The following is a 17889-nucleotide window of genomic DNA, read 5'->3' on the forward strand; positions in this document are numbered from 1 at the left end:
GATCAATATTTGAAGCGCACACCGGCATAGAGCTGGCTGCCGTTGGAATAGAGCGCGCGCGGCATCGTGGCGTTGTTGGCGTAGTATTTCAGCGTCTGGTTGGTGAGGTTGAGGCCGTTGAAGGTCAAGGTGAGGTTATCGGTCACCGTGACGTTCACTGAGGCATCAAGCTTGCCATAGGCGTTCTGATATTCCGCCGCCGAGCGATCCATGCCCACCAGCGAGGATGAAACATAGCCGTAAGCGAGGCGCGCCGAGAGCCATTCGTTTTCGAAATAGGCCGAGGCGTTGACGGTGTTTTTGGTGTTGCCGACCAAAGAACCGCCGCCCGTCTCCGCACCGCTGGTATAGGCATAATTGGCGATGATGCCGAAGCCGCCCCAGATCGGCTGGGTCCAGGCGATTTCATAGCCTTCGTCATGACCCGAAGTGTTGAACGGCGCGGTGATGTCATAGACCGAGTAGACTGGCGCGCCCTGGCCCGTCTTCAACATGTCGAGATAAGTGCCCTTGGTGATGCCCTTGGTCACATAAGACGACAGGTCCATATAGAAGACGCTGACCGAGATCATCGATTGCGGGCCGTAATACCATTCCCACGAAACATCGTAATTGGCCGACTTGACGGGCTTCAGATTGGGATTACCGCCCGAACCTACATGGGTGAGATCGGTGAGATTGACCGCCCCGCCAAGCGCGGAATAATCGGGCCGCGCCATGGTTTCAGCCGCTGCGAAACGCAGCACCTGATCCTCAGTGACATTGATCGAAATATTGGCGCTGGGCAGAACGTCCCAATATTCCTTATCGATCTTGTTGAGGTGGTAACAGCCGAAATCGCTGTAGATATCGCCGGTCACAGGGCAGGTAGAGCCCACCGCCGCCGTGCCATTGACCGGCTGATAGATCGTCTCCTGCGTATTGACGATGCGCACGCCGATATTGCCCTTCCAGCGATCGCCGCCGAGATTGGCCATCACGTAGCCAGCCACGTCCTGCTCGCCCACATCGGTGGCACCCGACCACATATAGCGCGAGGCGCGGCCGTTAATGTCGGCGGCCGATTGTGTATAGCTGCGCCAGCTTTTCTGCGTGCTCAGCACATCCACGATCTTGGCAACATCGCCTTGCGGCACATTGGTCAGCATGCCGGCGATCTTGAAGGCATCGGCGAAATCCGAGGGGTAATTGCTGGTCGAGACCGCATCGCCGGTGTAGCCCGGGCCAGGTCCGTAAGAGACGCCGCCATCCCAGATATCGGATTTGTGGTGATGGTCAGCATAGCGGAAACCCGCCTTCACCGATTGGATCGGACCTGCATCCAGCTTCTGCTCGGCATCGAACTCGAAATAATACTCGCGGTCATAGGCTTTGGAGACCGCGCCCCAGGCCCAGTCATTAGTGAGCGTGCCAGGCTTGGAAAGATCAAGCCCCGTCACCGACACCGCCGCAACACCGCTGGAGAAGTCATAAGAGGCCGGCGCGGGTGCCGTCATGCCTTCCCAGGCTGCTTGCTCCGGTGTGGTGCCAGCACCACGGGTGTAGCCCGCCTTCACCTTGATGGTGAGATCATCGGTCGGGTTATAGGTGACGTCGCCATTGAAGTAATAGGCATCGCTCATCGAATGCGGGCGCATGATGAAGTCCGCCACGATGGGCGAGATGCCAGCCATTTGCGGCAGGCTGGCGGAGACCAGCGTGTTGTTCACGACCTTATAGCTGCTAGGCACATTGGCGGTGGCGCCGCCAAACTCTTTGGAGCCCCAGAACATGTAGTTGTTGTTCTTATTCGACGCGCCCATATGGGAATAGAAGGCGTCGAAGGTGATTTCGAGGGCATTGCTGGGGCGGAACTGTGCTGCGAAGGAGCCGCCCTGGCGGATGCGTTCCTGTTCGAAATAAGCCGAACCGATCAAGGTGGGATAATAAACACCGGCGAGATCGGGATGGCTCACCGCCGCCGCATCTGTAGGATCGAATTTCGCATAGCCAAGGAATTCCTGACCGTCGCGGCGGATGTTGCGCTGTTCATAGAAACCCTGCAGCATTACGCCGAAAGAATTGGTATCGTTCTTCCAGGCAAGCAGGCCGTTGAATTGCGGCGTGGTATCGCCGCGCAGCGTGGTGTAGGCGGCTTCCGCACTGACTTCCACAGTGAAGGTCTTATCGAAATCGAGCGGCTTGCGGGTGATGATGTCCACCGCGCCAGCGACACCACCTTCCACCAGATCGGCCTGCTGACTCTTATAGACCTTCACGCTGGAGACGATTTCCGCCGGGAAGAGCGAATAAGACACCGAGCGGCCGATATCCTGATACTGATCAAGAATGAACCAGTCGCCGGTGGAGACCGCATGGCCGTTCACCAAGGTCTGGGTGAGGCTGGGGCTGGTGCCGCGAATCGAAACGCGGTCATTTTCGTCAAAACCGCCCTCGCCCGAGGCCGCAGATACCGTGTTCACGCCCGGCACGCGCTGCAAAGCATCGGCGACGTTCTTATCGGGGAATTTGCCGATATCTTCGGCTGAAACCGCATCCACAATGGCGGTGGTATCCCGCTTGATGTCCATGGCGCGCTGCAGCGAGGCGCGCATGCCGGTTACAACCACGGTTTCCATGGCTTCCTGGGCAAGCGCCGGAGCCACAAGGCTCGCAAGCGCCAGAACGCTCGCCGAACCCGCAAATACTGCCCGTAACTTCATGGCTAAAATCCTCTCTCTTTGGTCGACAGGACGCGCCGAACTGCCCTCCGCCCGCCCCTCACAAAACCGGTTCCAGCCCCTGTCCGAAATCACCGGTTCATATCCAATACAATACCATTCTTAAATTGGGCCGCCCTGTCAAGGCGAAAGTGCGGCAAAAATGTGCACTAAAATTCGTCAGACATGCCTGTTTTCCTGCATCATTTTTGGGTTGACTTAGGACCGCCACTTTATGGTACTGCATTGGTACTAAGTTTGCTCCCGGATAAACCCGCCAGCACAGACCAATTCACGGAGGGATCAGTGCCGTCTCTTTCGGCGATCATCGGGCGCCTCAATGAGGAGCAAAACCTGCCGCTCTATCAGCAACTTCAGCGAGGGCTTCGGCGTGCCATCGAGATGAAATTGCTCAATCCGGAAGACGCGCTGCCGCCGGAACGCGATCTCGCTGAGGAGTTCAATGTCTCGCGCATCACCGTGCGCAAGGCACTCGATGGCCTCGTCAGCGAAGGGCTTTTGATGCGCCGCCAAGGCTCAGGCACCTTCGTCGCGAGCCGGGTGGAGAAGAGTTTTTCCAAGCTTTCGAGCTTCACCGAAGATATGACCTCACGCGGTAAGACGCCGCGTTCGGTGTGGCTGAGGAAATCCCAAGGCGTGGTCTCGCCGGAAGAAGCCATGTCCACCGGCTTTGCGCCGGGTACGCCGGTCTATCGCTTCAATCGCTTGCGCTATGCCGACGACACGCCGATGGCGCTGGAATTTTGCACCGTGCCGGCCTTTGCGCTGCCGTCGTTAGAGGCGGTGCAGTCGTCACTCTATGACGCGCTGGAAAAGGCTGGAAATCGGCCGCGGCGCGCCTTGCAGCGTTTGCGCGCCGTGCTGCTCACGGCGCCTCAGACCGAGCTTCTGCATGGAAAAGAAGGCGATGCCGGGCTTCTGGTGGAACGCCGCGGCTTTCTGCAGGACGGGCGCACGGTCGAATTCTCGCAATCCTATTATTGCGGCGACACCTATGACTTCGTCGCCGAACTGACCACTTCGGAGTAACGCGTGCAGACCTTGATGTTCCGTGAAGCCGCCGAGGCCGCATCTGTGGTGGCAAAGCAGTTTTCCGATACGGCGGGCGAGGTTTCCGCATTGGCCGCCAAGCTGAAAGCGATGAAGCCGCGCGCGGTGATCACGCTGGCGCGTGGCAGCTCGGATAATGCGGCGACTTTTGCGAAATATCTGATCGAGACGCGGCTCGGCATTCTCACCTCTTCCGCTGCGCCGTCGATTTCCTCGGTCTATAGCGCCAAGGCGGATTTGAAAGAGACGGTGCTGATCGCGACCTCGCAATCCGGCAAAAGCCCCGACATTGTGACGGCGTTGCAAGCCGCGAAAGAAGCGGGCGCCTTCACCATCGCGCTGGTGAACGTGATCGACTCACCTTTGGCCCAAAGCGCCGATATCGCCCTGCCGCTTTGTGCGGGCCCGGAAAAAAGCGTGGCGGCGACAAAGTCGTATTTGGCGACGGTGGCCGGTATCGCGCGGCTGGTGGCGGCTTGGAGCGAAGATCACGCGCTGGCCACGGCGCTGGATGGCTTGCCGGATTTGCTCGCGAAAGCCTGGGGTTTGGATTGGAGCGCGGCGGTGGAAAAGCTGCTGCCGGCGAAGAATCTCTATGTGATTGGGCGCGGTGTCGGTTTCGGCGGCGCGCAGGAAGCGGCGCTGAAATTCAAGGAAACCTGCGCCATCCATGCAGAGGCCTTCAGTTCGGCGGAAGTGCGCCATGGACCGATGGCGCTGGCAAAAGACGGCTTTCCGGCGCTGGTGCTGTCACAAAATGACGAAACCCGCGCCGGTATGCTAGAATTGATGGAGGCGCTATCCCAAAGCGGCGCGGAGATTCTTCTGTCCGGCTTTGCCGATCCGCGCGCAACGGTTCTGCCATCGCTGGAGGCGCATCCTGTGTTGCAGCCCATTCTTTTCCTGCAAAGCTTTTATCGCCTCGCCGAAGCGCTTTCGCGCGCCAAGGGGCTGAACCCCGATTCGCCGCCGCTGCTGAACAAGGTCACTGAGACGCTATGATCACCGCATTTTCGAACGGGCGCATTGTTGCCGGGGATCGCCTGCTTACGGGGCAAAGCGTCCTTTGCGAAAATGGCGTGATCACGGCGCTGGTCGCGGATGAAGCTGTGCCGCAGGACGCAAAACGGGTTGATCTTGCGGGCGGGATTTTGCTGCCGGGCTATCTCGATGTGCAGGTCAATGGCGGCGGTGGCGTGCTGTTCAATACCGCGCCCAACGTGGAAGGACTTGAAGCCATCGCCGAGGCCCATGCAAAATTCGGCACCACCGGGCTGATGCCCACCATCATTTCCTCCGATCTTGCCACCCTCGCCAATGCTATTGCAGCCGTGGATGCGGCCATCGCGAAAGGCCTGCCGGGCATTCTGGGCATTCACATCGAAGGCCCGTTCTTAAGCCCCAAGCGGCGCGGCATTCATAACCCGCCCGCCTTTCCCGAACTCAACGACGAAGCGGTGGCGGTGCTTTCTTCCTTGAAGCGCGGCAAAACCATGGTGACTTTGGCACCGGATGCAGTGCCGGTTGCGGCGGTGGAAAAGCTGGTGGCGGCGGGCGTGATCGTGTGCATCGGCCATTCCGACGCCAGCTATGATCAGACTGTTGCCGTGCTGAAAGCGGGCGCACGCGGCTTCACCCACCTCTTCAACGCCATGGCCCCGCTGACGACGCGCGAGCCGGGTGTGGTCGGCGCGGCGCTGGACGACCGAAGCGCCTGGTGCGGGATCATCACCGATGGCCATCATGTCCATCCGGCGACGGCACGCGTGGCCTATGCCTGCCGCGGCGCCGAAAAGCTGATGCTGGTGACCGACGCCATGCCGCCCGTGGGCAGCGACGAGAACAGCTTCATGTTGCAAGGCCGCTTGATCCGTGCGGAAAATGGCCTCTGCCTCGGGCCGGATGGAACACTCGCCGGAAGCGCCACCGATATGGCGACGGTGGTGGAGAAAGCCATGGCGATGTTCGGCGAGACCGACGCGGTGAAAGCGGCGAAACTCTCCAGCGGCAACGCGGCGGCCTTCTTAGGCTATAAGGATCGCGGCGTGATCGCGCCGGGCGCCCGCGCCGATTTCGTGGCTGTCGACGACGCGTTCCGGCTGAAGCAGACCTTTATGGCTGGGGCCAATCTTTAAAGAGCAGTGCCCGCACCTCTTGGATTGAGAGCGGCGATTTCCAGCGAATGGCTTGATCGGTATGGCGCGCACCCGGGCCGGTTGATCCGGATTCCGCAAAGCGCGAATCCTCGGGGCGGAAGATTGCCGTTTTGGTGCCATCCCGTGCCGTGCCCGCCATCACATCCCAATGCTGGGATTTGATGTGCGCATCCATGAAGCAATCGATGAAGGAGGCGTAGCCCACCGCATTGGGATCGGCATAGCGCCCATCGGGAAAATGCGAGGTGGGATGCCAGGGCCGCGCCAAGGCAATGGTGTTATCTGGAACACCGTCATCCCGCGTCAACCGCGAGCGATAGACCACAATACCGATGGCTTGCGAGAGCTGGGTTGAGGGCGCGAGAAGGAAGGACTGGGTTTCGCCTGCGGCCATCTTGGCGCCGCGCTTGCGGGTGCGCAGCTCGCTATCCTGAATCAGAAGCTGGCCGTTGCCGAAGATGAAATCGACATTGCCCGCGATCAGACTCTTGTCGATAAAAGCGCGGGCGCCATTGGCAAAGAGGGTGTCCTGATAACCGAGCAAAGCCGCATCACGGATGCTGACGCGATCACTGTGAATGTCGAGCAGCAACGCGGCGGCTTGGGAATTCCCGATCTTCTTGGGATCGTTATCGGGCAAGGCATCATTGGAAAGATAATCGAAGGTGTTTTCCACGGTGAGCGCCTCGACCTTCACCTCATCCGCATCAATGGTGAGCGTGGCGGAGCCCGGCGTGCCCCAATTGGCGCGGTGATACTTGCCCGCAGTCTGCGCCACCGCGTCGAAATAAAGCCGCGTGCGGCCGACGCCCTCACCTTTCAGCGTGGTTTTGGGACGGGTGATATTGACCTTCTCATAGAAATCCCCAGCGCCAAGCTTGATCGTGACCCAGCCAGTCTCGGTGCCCGCCGCGTTGAGTGCTGCTTGAACGGAAGCGTAGCAGTGCTCCACCCCGGTGCAGGATTTCTCCACGCGATAGGCATAGGAGGGGGCAGCCTCTGCCGTGCCGCAGAAAATCACCAAGGCGAGAAAGAGCGAACGAGAGATCATTTGCCGTGTTTCTTCTTTGCGCTGGAGTCGCGAGGAGAGAGGAAGCTGTCCATCGCCTGAACGATCTGATTGAGATAAGGATCGAACAGCCAGAAGGTGTGCGGCACATGCGTCAATTCCAGATAGGTATTGCGGATGTGAAGGCGATCCAGATCGGCCATCACCGCTTCGCGCCCGGCGGTGAAACGCGCCATGCCGCTACCGATGATCAGCGTCGGCGGGGATTGCACATCGACATAATTGGACGCGCTGGCTTCACGCCATTTTTCGCCTGCCGTTTCATAGGCGCCGCCAAGCCATAGCGCAGCGGGCGATTTCGCCCCTGCCGCGTTTTCGTTCTTCAGAGCAAGGGGCGTGGTGAAATCGAACAGCCCATCAAGATTGATGAGCGCATTGACCCGCGTATCTTGGCCCGGCGCGCTCTTGAAGAGGCCCTTATCGGCGGAATAGGCGAGCAAGGCCGCCATCTGGCCGCCAGAGGAACCGCCACTGATGGCAATCTTATCCGGCGCGAAACCAAATTCCTTGGCTTGCGACTTTGCCCAGACGATCGCGTCATTGAGATCGATCAGCCCTGCGGGATAGCCCGCTTCCGGTGCGAGGCGGTAATCGGGGATCAGCACCACATAGCCACGCTGCGCCAGAAGATTGGCGATGGCATAGAAATTCGATTTGCGCCCGCTGCGCCATGCCCCACCATGCACAAACAGGACCGCCTGATGGCGCGCCTTTTGGGGCTTGGGCAAAAACACATCACAATAGAGCGCGCGACCACCAGCCTTCTTATAAAGCCGGTCAGCTAAGATCTTCTGGCCCGTCTGAAGATTCAGTACCGGCAGTTCGATCTCGGGAAAATCTATTTTATAGGCATTGTAGCGCTGCGCGGTCGTGTAGCTGTCATCGACCGGGATGAGGTCTTGAGCATTCGCCGGAAGCAGCAAGAACAAGGCTGCCGCAAAAAGACGTTTCATCGCGCACCACTTTCTCATTTTGCCTTCACGCGGGGCCACCCATTCCGGGAGGGGAGGAGCGACCCCGCGATCCGGCATTCCGAAAGGCCGCGCACCGTCAGCGCGGCCCCTCGGGTAAGGCTTAATAGCGATACCGCACACCCAGGAACCATTCAGCACCAGTTTTGCTGAATTCGCGGGTCGTGTTCATCGTGCCATCGCCCGTGTCGTAGATCCGCTCGAGTTCGTTGGTGATGTTGATGCCCTCGAGGCGGAGGGTCAGATGGTCGGTGAGGTTATAGAAAGCGGCCAAATCCATGTGGGTCGGGCCGTATTTGTATTCCTGCGCATTGCCGTTACCACCCGGCTCGCTCAGGAGATAGTTGTCGCGCTTATTGACCGAGAGGCGAACGCCGTAATCACCGGAATCGTAATAGAAGGTGAAGTTATAGGAGTTCGGCGAAAGACCGGTCGAATCCTGCGCGGAGACATAGGTGTAGTTGGAGGCAACACCGAAATTGCTCACCCAACCCGGCAGCGACGGCACCCAATCGGTCAGGAAGGTGAAGGGCTGGTTGAAGATCACCTCAACACCCTGAACATGATTGCCGCCTTCGCGATTGACCGGAATGGTGAAGGTATAAGGCACCTTCGCCGGGTCGGCGTTGAAGGAAGGATCATATTGCGGATCGGCATACATGGCGGGCCAATAGGCCGGGTCCACCATCTTCTGCACGACCTGCGTGGTCAGTGAGGAGACCATCTCCTTGTTGAACAGGCCGACCGCGAAGAGGCCGCCCTTGCCCATATACCATTCGACGCTGAGGTCGATATCGTTGGATTCATAAGGCTTCAGATCGGGGTTGCCGATATTGCCCACAGAGCGTGTGGTGTAGCCGAACGTCGGTCCCGCGATGTTCAACGAGTTCAGACCCGGGCGCGCCATGCTGCGCGCGAAGGCGAAGCGGGCGACGACATCGTCGGTGACATCAAGGGCAAGGTTCATCGACGGCAGATAGCTGTCATAGCTGTGGGAAACCGTGACCGGCGTCCCAGCCAGAACCGCGCTCGACTTCACATTGGTCTGGACATAGCGCATGCCGGTATCGGTACGAAGACGCATGCCGCCGATTTCGAACTCATTGGCGATTTCGATGAAGCCCGCCAAGGTGCGCTCATCAACCGTCCAGCCCTTATCGATGCTGGGCGTGTAGACATTGGTGTAGATGCCATCGCGGTACAGCGCGTCGAAATCCGCTACCGCCCAGGTCCAGAGCTTGGCCCCGCCCGGCATATCATCGCCAAAGCCCTTGATCGGGAAAGCCTTGGTGTATTTGGACGGATTGAAGGCCGCGCTGTTGCCCTGCCCTTCGGCATAACGCACTTCGCGGTCGTTGTAATCGAAGCCCGCCTGGATAGTGAGGGTGTCGGTCTTGTAGGTCACGTCCTGCTTGGCCGTGAAGTTCTCTTTGCCGACGTTGTTGTTGCGATGCGCACCCGTGATGGCGTCGATGTAGTTGCTGCCCCTATTCGGGTCGTAGCTGCCGTAGCTGACCGCCGGAACATAGGAGTTATTCGTGAAGTCGAAGGAGAAAGGATGCGGGATGGAGCGGTAATAGGGCCGCAATTCGGTGCGGTTGGCGTTATCCGTGGCAAGACCGATCAAGGATTCGAAGGTGACCTTGTCCGTCGCGTTCCACTTTGCGTTCATCACATATTGGTTGAACTGCGAGACCGAGGTCTGCAAGCGGCTTTCATACCAAGACGTAACATTGTCAAAGCTGGCGGCCTGAAGCTGCTTGCCGTTCGGGTCGATGGTGAATGACAGCGGTGTCTGACCGGTAAAATTACCCGCCGGACCATGCGTCAACAACCATTCCATGGAGTTGTAGTTCTGGCGGTCGTTATCCAGCTCGGAATGTAAGGCATCGAAGCTGATTTCGACGCTCTCCACGGGGCGATATTGCACCGAGGCGGTGAGGCCGAGGCGCTTCTGCTTATTGCCGAAGAAGTCAGCGCGCGGAAGATTGGGGGAATAGACGCAATTAAGTGCATCCTTGGCACCGCAATAAGTGCTGGGCGTGCCGGTCACTTTGGTCTTGGCATCATCCCAGCTATCGCCATTGGCGAAGGGCGAGGTCCAGCGCACGCTGCCCCAGCCTTCCTGATGCACGGTGCGCCGGGAAACCGCAGCAGAGAGCAGGATACCGAGCTTGTCGTGGAAGAAGGTATCGCTGACCATCACCGTGAGGCGCGGATCGGCGATCCCCGTCATGGTGTTGTAGCCTTCTTCGGCAGAGATCGAGGCCGCAGTGCCGCTGAAATCGAAGGGCTTGGCCGAGTAAAGATCGACCGTGCCGGCCATACCGCCTTCTTCCATCGAGGCGCGCTGGGTCTTCTGCACATCCACACGATTGAAGAGTTCGGCCGCAAAGACGTGGAAGTCGAAGGTACGGCCTGCATTCACGGTAACGCCCCCCGAATCCAAACCGTCGGAGCTCGCAGGTACTTCCATGCCGTTCAAGGTGGTGCGGGTGAAGTCCGGGCTGAAACCGCGCAGGGTGATGTTGCGCCCTTCGCCGCCTTCACGCGTCATCGCGACGCCTGGCAGGCGCTGGATGGATTCGGCGAGATTGAGGTCAGGCATTTTGCCGATGTCCTCGGCGACGATGCTTTCCACCTCGTTGACCGCTTTGCGCTTGATATCGCGCGCTTCCTGCAAGGTGGCACGAAAGCCGGTGACCGTGACGGTCTCCAAGGTTTCGTTATCCTGGGCGTGCGCTGGCGCACCGGCAATAATACCCAACACCAGCGCAAGCGCCGAAGTTGAGTTTCTCAGACCGTGTGACATTCCTTCCTGATCCTCTCGTCTGTTTGTTTCCAACGGCGAGATCATCAAGACCCCATCCGCTGTGCGACTGACGGTTAGGCCAGTCCCCTTCAACATCAGTTCGAGAGCAGCAATGGCTTCGTAATTGCCTTGAACGGCAGGTGTCACGACACTGCGAAGAAGATCGCCTCGAGCCATGACGGAGACTTCTGCTTGGCGCGCAAGCTCGGGTATCGAGACTCCTGCATTTCCGGCAGGAATATCGAATGCCTTCACTTGAGCGGTGCACGGTGAGCAGCTTAAGACCCAGACGAATGCTATACACCCGCTGGCTGCTGCCCAGTGTCCCCTGGTTCTCACGCCTCCCCGCTTAGCCCGCTATCCTGCGGTTTCTTATTGCCCTCTCCTGATGTTGCACCAGGAGACGGCGAGCTTCGCGAATTCCCTAACGTGTCGCTGTCGTGCGACGAAAAATTTTTACTTCCTGTCCGTTTACATCTACCTGCAGATCCAACGCCGAGGCGGCACTCTTGGCAAATCCCACCGGGTCATTGGACACAAACGACCCGGTAATGGTCATATTGGCCACAGCCGGGTCAACCACGATCTGAATATCGCTGTAGCGCGCATACTCCTTTGCCGCGTCTTCGAGAGTTTCGTCATCAAAGGCGAGGCGGCCATATTCCCACGCCAGATTGCGCGCCAAGCGGGCTTGCGCCACAGGTGTGGCCGTGATCGGGGCATTCTTTGGCGCAAGCGCCAGCGTGTTAGCGCTAACGCGTACCGGCGCAGAAGATGCCACGTCGGCGCGCTTAAGCTCCACCACGCCTTCTTTCACCAGGACGCGTACAGGCCTTTCGGGCAGCGCGGAAACCGTGAAGCTGGTGCCCACCGCGCGCACCAAGGTTCCGTTTGCTTCCACAACAAAGGGGCGTTTCTTGTTTTTGGCGACATCGAACAGCGCTTCGCCACGCAGGAGTTTGATCTTGCGCAATTCGGGCGTGTATTCGATGGCGACCTTGGAATTGGTATTGAGCTTCACCACCGAGCCGTCGGCGAGAAGAACCTGGCGGATTTCGCCCTTGCCCGTGGCAATGGTGGTATCGCGCAAGGCATTCCAGACGCCCGCACCAATCACGCCGACAGCGGCAATACCCGCAGCGGCGCTGCCGGTCATGAGAATGCGGCGGCGCGTCCAGACAGGGGTCTCAACCGGCTTGATGGTATTGGTGATCTCGCGCGCCCAGCCATGCGCCCGCTCCACGCGGATCAGCGCACCTTCGGCCCGGGCATATGCGCCCAGATGGCGCCTATCGGCTTTGAGCCAGCGCTCAAACTCGACCTCTTGCGCAGACGTCAGGCCTAAGTCGCGCAGGGCAGCCCATTTCGCGGCTTGATCATCAACCTGTTGGCTTGTCGACGACATTTTTCTCACCAGTGTCCAGCGGAATATCAGACGTATGACCCCTGGATTTCCCCCCTTTTCCGAACAGCCTTATCAGGTGTTTGACGCTATCCGTCATATGTTTTTCGACCATTTTCTCGCTGATGCCGAGGCGCCGCGCCACCTCTTTCTGAGGCAAGCCCTCGACCCGGCGGAGCAGCAGGGTCAGGCGGCACTTCTCGGGCAGTTTGGCGAGCGCGGCTTCCACCGCGGCGATTTCTTCCTGAAACTCCATCCGTTCTTCGGCATTGGCCTCGTTCTCGGGCACATCCAGGGTGTCGGATTTGCCCGCCGAGATCAGCGATACCACCCGGGAATGGCGGATATGATCGATCACAATCGCCTTGGCCGTGCGGATCGCATATTGCCGGGGATGGCGGATGGTTTCCAGCGAGGCAACCGACAACATCCGCGTGTAGGTCTCCTGGATGACATCCTCAATGTCGAGATTATAGACGCGCAGACCATGCAGCTTCGACCGTATCAGCGCCTCATGCGGTAATACGTTGATCGCAAGCCAGCGGGACCGGTCGCTCAGGTCGCTTGTCATACTGAACAGGAAAGCACGGTTTGCGACAATTGCAAGAGAACCGAGCCCAGGAAACAGGCAGTTTGCCCGCCGAGCGGCATTTGGCGCAGGACGCGAAAAATCTTTTAGGGAAATCCGAAGCTCGACCGTCTTCTTGTATCTTGCCCTAATCTGCGGCGACCGGGCCAGAGTTGCCAACGGTGCGCTCTGCCATCCAGACGAGTGCGATGGCGACCACGCTCAGCCAGCCGGAAATCCAGAACACATCGATCGAGGACAGAAGATAGCTTTGCTTCACCATGGTGCCAGTGATGGCGCCATAGGCCTGATGCTGGCCCATGCCCGCAGCATGCATATGCTCGACGGCATGGCGCATCACCGGATTGGAGAGGCTGGTATATTCGGCAAGGCGGCTTTGATGCAGCGCCTCGCGCCGGTCCCATAGCGTGGTGACAATAGCCGCCGCGAAGCCGCCCGCTGTGATACGCGCGAAGTTGGAAATGCCCGAGGCGTTGGGAATGTTCTGCGGCTCCACCCCATGCAGCGAGATCGCGATCATGGAAACAAAGAAGGTGCCCATGGCGATGCCTTGCACCAGAAGCGGCATAACGAAGTTCCAAAAGCCCGCATCGGCGGTGTAGCCGGAGCGCATGAAGAAGGAGGCGGAGAAAGCCACAAAGGCAACGGTCGCCACCCAGCGCGCATCCACTTTCGACAATAGCCGCGCCACGAAAGGCGTGACCACCACTGCGACAAGACCCGAAGGCGCGGCGACAAGGCCCGCCCAAGTAGCGGTGTAGCCAATATTGGTCTGCAGCCAGAGCGGCAGAAGAAGAATGTTAGCGAAGAAGACCGCATAACCAAGACAAAGCGCCGCCGTACCGAGCGCGAAGTTGCGCTTCTTGAACAAGGACAGATTCACGATCGGCGTCTTGTCCGTCATCTCCCAGATAATGAAGGCGACAAAGCTCACGGCGGCGACGATGCACATCACCACAATACGCGTGGAGGAGAACCAATCGGCGTCCTTGCCGGTATCGAGCATGATCTGCAAGGCACCCACCCAGAGCACGAGCAGGAACAGGCCAGTGCGATCGATGGGCAATTTGCGCGTCGGCGTCTCGCGTTTGGAAAGATTGACCCAGCAGAGCCCCGCCGCGATCAGCCCGACCGGGATGTTGATCAGGAAAATCCAGCTCCAATGATAATTATCGGAGATGTAGCCGCCGAGGATCGGCCCGACGATGGGGGCTACCAGCGTGGTCATGGACCAAATGCCGAGCGCGGTGGCACGTTTGGTTTCAGGAAAGATGGCGATCAGAAGCGCTTGCGAGCCGGGGATCATCGGTCCTGACACGGCACCTTGCAGCACGCGAAACAGGATCAGCGAGTTGAGATCCCAGGCGATGCCGCAAAGAAATGAGGCGATGGTGAAAGCGACCACAGAGAAGACGAAGGTGCGCACCACCCCGAAGCGGCCCATCAGCCAACCCGTCAGCGGCACCGAGACACCGTTGGCCACCGAAAAAGAGGTGATGACCCAGGTGCCTTGATCGGTGGAGGAGCCGAGATTGCCAGCAATGGTCGGCAGCGACACATTGGCGATAGTGGAATCGAGCACCTGCATGAAGGTGCCGAGCGCCAAGGCCAAGGAGGTGATCGCAAGCTGCGATCCCTTCATGCAGCCGAAATGTGCCGCGCCCTGCCCGCTCATGTGCGGCTGTTCTCTTTGACGATGGTCTGGATCATCCGATCAGCTTCCGCCGTGCCGCCGTCATCGGCGACGGTGCGCATCGCGGCAGGCCCGGCGACCGGCGCCTTGCCCTCATGATCGGACACATCCACGCTGACATCGACCGAGAGGCCGACCCGCAATGGATTTTGGCGCAGCTCGGCGGGATCAAGCGCCACACGTACCGGCACGCGCTGCACGATCTTGATCCAATTGCCGGAGGCGTTCTGCGGCGGCAGCAAGGCAAAGGCGCTGCCCGTGCCCGCGCCCAGGCCCACGACGTGGCCGTGATAGGTCACGCTGGAGCCATAGAGATCTGCCTTCACCGTAACCGGCTGGCCGACGCGGATGTCGCTCAATTCGCTTTCCTTGAAATTGGCATCAACCCAGAGCGAATCCAGCGGCACCACCGTCATCAGCGGCGTTCCCGGCGCGACCTGCTCCCCAAGCTGCACCGTGCGCTGCGCGACCTGACCCGCCACCGGCGCAACCAGGCGCATATGCGAAAACACGACCATGGCTTGGCGCAGGCGTGCTTCAGCCGCCATCACATCGGGATTGTTTTCAATCGCCGTGCCCGACACCGCCGCATAAGCCTGATCGAGCGTACCCTGCGTGGCGGTGAGATTGGCCTTCGCCACCGCCAGGGCATCGCGGGCATGCGCGAGTTCTTCATGCGAGATAGATGCGCCCGCCGCGGCCCGGCGCTTATAGTCATCAGCAGCTTGCATATAGGCAGTGCGGGCCGCCACGACCTGAGCGCGGAGCTGATCCACTTTCGAGAAGGCGGAGCGCACACCACGCACCGTACGGGCGAGATCGGCGGCGGCGGCATCCACCGCAACCTTGGCCTTCACTGGATCAAGCTCGACCAGGACCTGCCCTTGGCGCACGGCTTGCGTATCATCGGCATGCAGGGCCAGAACCGTGCCTTGCTCGCGTGCCGTGATCGACACCGTGTTGCCCGCCACATAGGCGTCATTGGTGGAGACATAGAAGCGGGCGTAAAGAAGCCAATAAAGCGCATATATCAGCAGCCCCGCCGCCACCACGGCGCCAAGGATGATGAGCATGCGGCGGCGCGAACCGTTGCCATTCTGAGCGGGGGCTGCGGTGTCACTCATGGGATTCACTCTTGTTGGATTGGGTGGCATCGAAGCCGCCGCCGAGCGCGATGACGAGGGCCACGCGGACGGATGCTTTTTCGGCTTGTAGAAGGGCGGATTGCCGGCGCGCCTGGATCAGCGTGTCTTCCACGCTGAGAAGCGAGAGTTCTGACGCGAGGCCATTCTTGTAGCGCGAGACGGTGAGATTGTAGCTCTCGGTGGCATCGGCCAGGGCCTGGACCTGCTCCGTGGCTTGCGCATCGACAGAGCGAAGCCCCGTGATCGCATCGGCGGTTTGGCGCACTGCGGTGAGGAGAGACTGATTGTAATCGGCCACCGCCTCATCCAGCCGCGCAGTGGCGCCGGCATAATTGGCACGCAACACGCCTGCATCAAAGATCGGCAAATGAATGGCCGCGCCGCCGCCATATTGCAGCGAGGAGGAGGTGAAGAGCGTGGTCATGCCCAACGCCGAAAATCCTGCGGTGCCGAGGAGATTAATATCGGGATAGAAGGCCTGATGAGCTGCTTGACGGCCCGCGAGCGCGGCAGTAACCCGCGCCTTGGAGGCTGCGATGTCGGCGCGCCGCGCCAGAAGATCAGCAGAGAGAGTTTGCGGAAGCGAAAGAGCGGTTTCGTTCAATCGCGGACGCGCAATGGCGTAACCGTCAATGCCCTTACCGGTGAGCGCGGCGAGCATATGCACGGCGGCATCGCGCTGCGCCTCATCACGGAGCAGCTCTTCGCGGGCAAGCGCAAGCTGGGCCGAGGATTGCTTGGCAGTCGCTGGGTTATCGAGCCCCGCTTTGAAGCGCTGCGAGACGAGTTGATGCACTTCCTCGCGTTGGCGCACGGTGTCCTTTGCCGCGTCGATCAATGCATAGGCCTGCGCGAGTTGGACATAAGCATTGGTGACCGCACCCGCGAGGGCGAGCCTTGCCGCTTCCGCATCAAGGGCTGCAGCCTCCGCGGTGGCTTTGGCGCGATCCACTTGGGCTGCTTCCTTGCCGAAGAGATCCAGCGACCAGGAGAGATTGGCGGCGGCGGTGCCGACCCATTGCCAGGAGCCCGCATAAGGCGGCGGGATGACGTAATTCTTGCTCAAGCGCTCGCGGATGGACCGCGCATCGCCATTGATTTGCGGAAGGGTGGCAGCGCTTGTCGTGGCGAGTTGGGATTGGGCTTCACGCAAACGTGCCATGGCGGCGGCGAGCGAGGGATTTCCCTTCAACGCCTCATCGACCAAGCGATTGAGTTCAGGATCACCAAACGCCTTCCACCATGCCGGTGCGATGGCGGGCGAGGACTCAATGGCGAGGCCGACTTTCTCGGCCGTCAGCTTGGTGAGTTGCGGCTCGGTCGGCGGGGCGGAGACGCAACCGGCCAAAAAAAGCGCCGATGCGCCGATCAGGAACGCCTTCTTCATTTCGAGCCCTTGGTCTTATCGGATGCGCCGAATTGCTCATCACCTTCAAGTCGCGCCAGCAACCGCTCCAGTAATCCTAACATCGTCGAAATTTCTGTATGGGAGAAATCCCGCGTTATTTCATTCCAGAAATCAACCACACGCGGGGTCAACATTTTCGCCATCGCACGACCCTTTGCCGTCAGGGTCAACTTCGAAACGCGGCGATCTTCCTGGCTGCGATGCCGCTCGATCAGCCCGCGCGTTTCGAGGGTGTCGAGCAGACGCGTCGTGGCACCACTATCATGATTGAGATTACGGCAGATCTCAGCGCCGGTGCTGGCTATGCCTTCACGCAGCTGCATCAAGACGATCCATTGGGTGAAGGTCAGCTCCTCAAGGGAAACAATCTCCTCCGCGCGCCGCAGCATAGCGTTGTGCACCCGGCGTAGGAGATAGCCCGGCGAACTGCAGGCCGCGAAATCTTCGAGCTGAAAGTATGGCTTCTTCATAACTGCCCAAGAAGATACTGCTCAGGCAATATCTGCTTAGGCAGGCATTATTTCAAGAGGCGCCGGCCATGCATGTTTGCCAGATCTGCCATGCGGACGCCGGAAGAGGCACGCGCTGCACATTTGAGCGCGCTAAAGCAAGCAGGCGAAGGAGATTTCAGCGTACCGCACGCAGGCGTTAAGCCACGAGGCATCCCGGGCTATTTGGCATAGCCCTGCAGCGATATCTGGCGCGGAAGGAGGAATGGTGGGTGATGTAGGAATCGAACCTACGACCCGCTGATTAAGAGTCAGCTGCTCTACCGACTGAGCTAATCACCCGTAAGGAGGCGGGCGTATAGCAGCCCCTGGGGGTCCTGTCTACGATTGTGTGTGCGTCTATTCGTGCCTAAGGCAACTTTCTG

General features: G+C 59.6%; 13 protein-coding genes and 1 tRNA gene. 3 read left to right on the forward strand and 11 right to left on the reverse strand.

Annotated features, from left to right (window positions below; translation table 11 throughout):
• Window positions 1–2: 2 nt before the first annotated feature.
• On the reverse strand, window positions 3–2702 hold the full coding sequence (locus FHS83_RS03725) for a TonB-dependent receptor (RefSeq protein WP_167081017.1): 2700 nt from the start codon (window positions 2700–2702) through the stop codon (window positions 3–5).
• A 303-nt stretch (window positions 2703–3005) separates the two neighbouring features.
• Between FHS83_RS03725 and FHS83_RS03730 the strand changes: the two genes are divergently transcribed.
• The 3 genes from FHS83_RS03730 to nagA are packed head-to-tail and all read left to right on the forward strand — an operon-like array spanning window position 3006 to window position 5905.
• A complete protein-coding gene (locus FHS83_RS03730; RefSeq protein WP_208414210.1) occupies window positions 3006–3749 on the forward strand; it encodes a UTRA domain-containing protein in 744 nt (247 codons plus the stop codon).
• 15 nt (window positions 3750–3764) lie between these two features.
• Window positions 3765–4772: an SIS domain-containing protein gene (locus tag FHS83_RS03735; RefSeq protein WP_167085243.1), complete on the forward strand. Its 1008-nt coding sequence runs from the start codon at window positions 3765–3767 to the stop codon at window positions 4770–4772.
• On the forward strand, window positions 4769–5905 hold the full coding sequence (gene nagA / locus FHS83_RS03740) for an N-acetylglucosamine-6-phosphate deacetylase (RefSeq protein WP_167081021.1): 1137 nt from the start codon (window positions 4769–4771) through the stop codon (window positions 5903–5905). The genes FHS83_RS03735 and nagA overlap by 4 nt, the downstream gene beginning before the upstream one ends.
• On the opposite strand, the gene FHS83_RS03745 is transcribed toward nagA, so the two are convergent.
• The 10 genes from FHS83_RS03745 to FHS83_RS03790 form a co-directional block, all read right to left on the reverse strand.
• Window positions 5883–6977: a pectinesterase family protein gene (locus tag FHS83_RS03745; RefSeq protein WP_167081023.1), complete on the reverse strand. Its 1095-nt coding sequence runs from the start codon at window positions 6975–6977 to the stop codon at window positions 5883–5885. The two genes, nagA and FHS83_RS03745, sit on opposite strands and share 23 nt — an antisense overlap.
• Entirely contained in the window at window positions 6974–7948 is a 975-nt protein-coding gene (locus tag FHS83_RS03750) for an alpha/beta hydrolase (RefSeq protein WP_167081025.1), read from the reverse strand. Before FHS83_RS03750 ends, FHS83_RS03745 begins: the two co-directional genes overlap by 4 nt.
• Window positions 7949–8069: 121 nt before the next feature.
• Window positions 8070–10955, reverse strand: a complete 2886-nt coding sequence (locus tag FHS83_RS03755; RefSeq protein WP_167081027.1) for a TonB-dependent receptor — start codon at window positions 10953–10955, stop codon at window positions 8070–8072.
• Window positions 10956–11202: 247 nt separating this feature from the next.
• On the reverse strand, window positions 11203–12183 hold the full coding sequence (locus FHS83_RS03760; RefSeq protein WP_167081029.1) for a FecR family protein: 981 nt from the start codon (window positions 12181–12183) through the stop codon (window positions 11203–11205).
• The gene (locus FHS83_RS03765; RefSeq protein WP_167081031.1) at window positions 12158–12928 is read right to left on the reverse strand and encodes an RNA polymerase sigma factor; all 771 of its coding nucleotides are present in this window, start codon (window positions 12926–12928) and stop codon (window positions 12158–12160) included. The genes FHS83_RS03760 and FHS83_RS03765 overlap by 26 nt, the downstream gene beginning before the upstream one ends.
• A complete protein-coding gene (locus tag FHS83_RS03770) occupies window positions 12897–14444 on the reverse strand; it encodes a DHA2 family efflux MFS transporter permease subunit (RefSeq protein ID WP_167081033.1) in 1548 nt (515 codons plus the stop codon). Before FHS83_RS03770 ends, FHS83_RS03765 begins: the two co-directional genes overlap by 32 nt.
• Window positions 14441–15586, reverse strand: a complete 1146-nt coding sequence (locus tag FHS83_RS03775) for an HlyD/EmrA/EmrK family protein (protein ID WP_167081035.1) — start codon at window positions 15584–15586, stop codon at window positions 14441–14443. The genes FHS83_RS03770 and FHS83_RS03775 overlap by 4 nt, the downstream gene beginning before the upstream one ends.
• Window positions 15579–16994 carry an efflux transporter outer membrane subunit gene (locus FHS83_RS03780; protein WP_167081037.1) on the reverse strand — a complete coding sequence of 472 codons (1416 nt, stop codon included), beginning with the start codon at window positions 16992–16994 and terminating at the stop codon, window positions 15579–15581. Before FHS83_RS03780 ends, FHS83_RS03775 begins: the two co-directional genes overlap by 8 nt.
• Window positions 16991–17485 carry a MarR family winged helix-turn-helix transcriptional regulator gene (locus FHS83_RS03785; protein WP_167081039.1) on the reverse strand — a complete coding sequence of 165 codons (495 nt, stop codon included), beginning with the start codon at window positions 17483–17485 and terminating at the stop codon, window positions 16991–16993. Before FHS83_RS03785 ends, FHS83_RS03780 begins: the two co-directional genes overlap by 4 nt.
• 245 nt (window positions 17486–17730) lie before the next feature.
• A tRNA-Lys gene (locus FHS83_RS03790) sits at window positions 17731–17806 on the reverse strand.
• Window positions 17807–17889 lie beyond the last annotated feature (83 nt).

The sequence above is a fragment of the Rhizomicrobium palustre genome (assembly GCF_011761565.1).
In the GTDB taxonomy this organism is placed as follows: Bacteria; Pseudomonadota; Alphaproteobacteria; order Micropepsales; family Micropepsaceae; genus Rhizomicrobium; species Rhizomicrobium palustre.

What these genes read in the sequence shown, in the direction of transcription:
- FHS83_RS03755 (WP_167081027.1), bottom strand. Translation starts at nt 10,955, where the DNA reads ATGGCTCGAGGCGATCTTCTTCGCAGTGTCGTGACACCTGCCGTTCAA.
- FHS83_RS03745 (WP_167081023.1), bottom strand. Translation starts at nt 6,977, where the DNA reads ATGATCTCTCGTTCGCTCTTTCTCGCCTTGGTGATTTTCTGCGGCACG.
- FHS83_RS03735 (WP_167085243.1), top strand. Translation starts at nt 3,765, where the DNA reads ATGTTCCGTGAAGCCGCCGAGGCCGCATCTGTGGTGGCAAAGCAGTTT.
- nagA (WP_167081021.1), top strand. Translation starts at nt 4,769, where the DNA reads ATGATCACCGCATTTTCGAACGGGCGCATTGTTGCCGGGGATCGCCTG.
- FHS83_RS03725 (WP_167081017.1), bottom strand. Translation starts at nt 2,702, where the DNA reads ATGAAGTTACGGGCAGTATTTGCGGGTTCGGCGAGCGTTCTGGCGCTT.
- FHS83_RS03750 (WP_167081025.1), bottom strand. Translation starts at nt 7,948, where the DNA reads ATGAAACGTCTTTTTGCGGCAGCCTTGTTCTTGCTGCTTCCGGCGAAT.
- FHS83_RS03785 (WP_167081039.1), bottom strand. Translation starts at nt 17,485, where the DNA reads ATGAAGAAGCCATACTTTCAGCTCGAAGATTTCGCGGCCTGCAGTTCG.
- FHS83_RS03770 (WP_167081033.1), bottom strand. Translation starts at nt 14,444, where the DNA reads ATGAGCGGGCAGGGCGCGGCACATTTCGGCTGCATGAAGGGATCGCAG.
- FHS83_RS03775 (WP_167081035.1), bottom strand. Translation starts at nt 15,586, where the DNA reads ATGAGTGACACCGCAGCCCCCGCTCAGAATGGCAACGGTTCGCGCCGC.
- FHS83_RS03760 (WP_167081029.1), bottom strand. Translation starts at nt 12,183, where the DNA reads ATGTCGTCGACAAGCCAACAGGTTGATGATCAAGCCGCGAAATGGGCT.
- FHS83_RS03780 (WP_167081037.1), bottom strand. Translation starts at nt 16,994, where the DNA reads ATGAAGAAGGCGTTCCTGATCGGCGCATCGGCGCTTTTTTTGGCCGGT.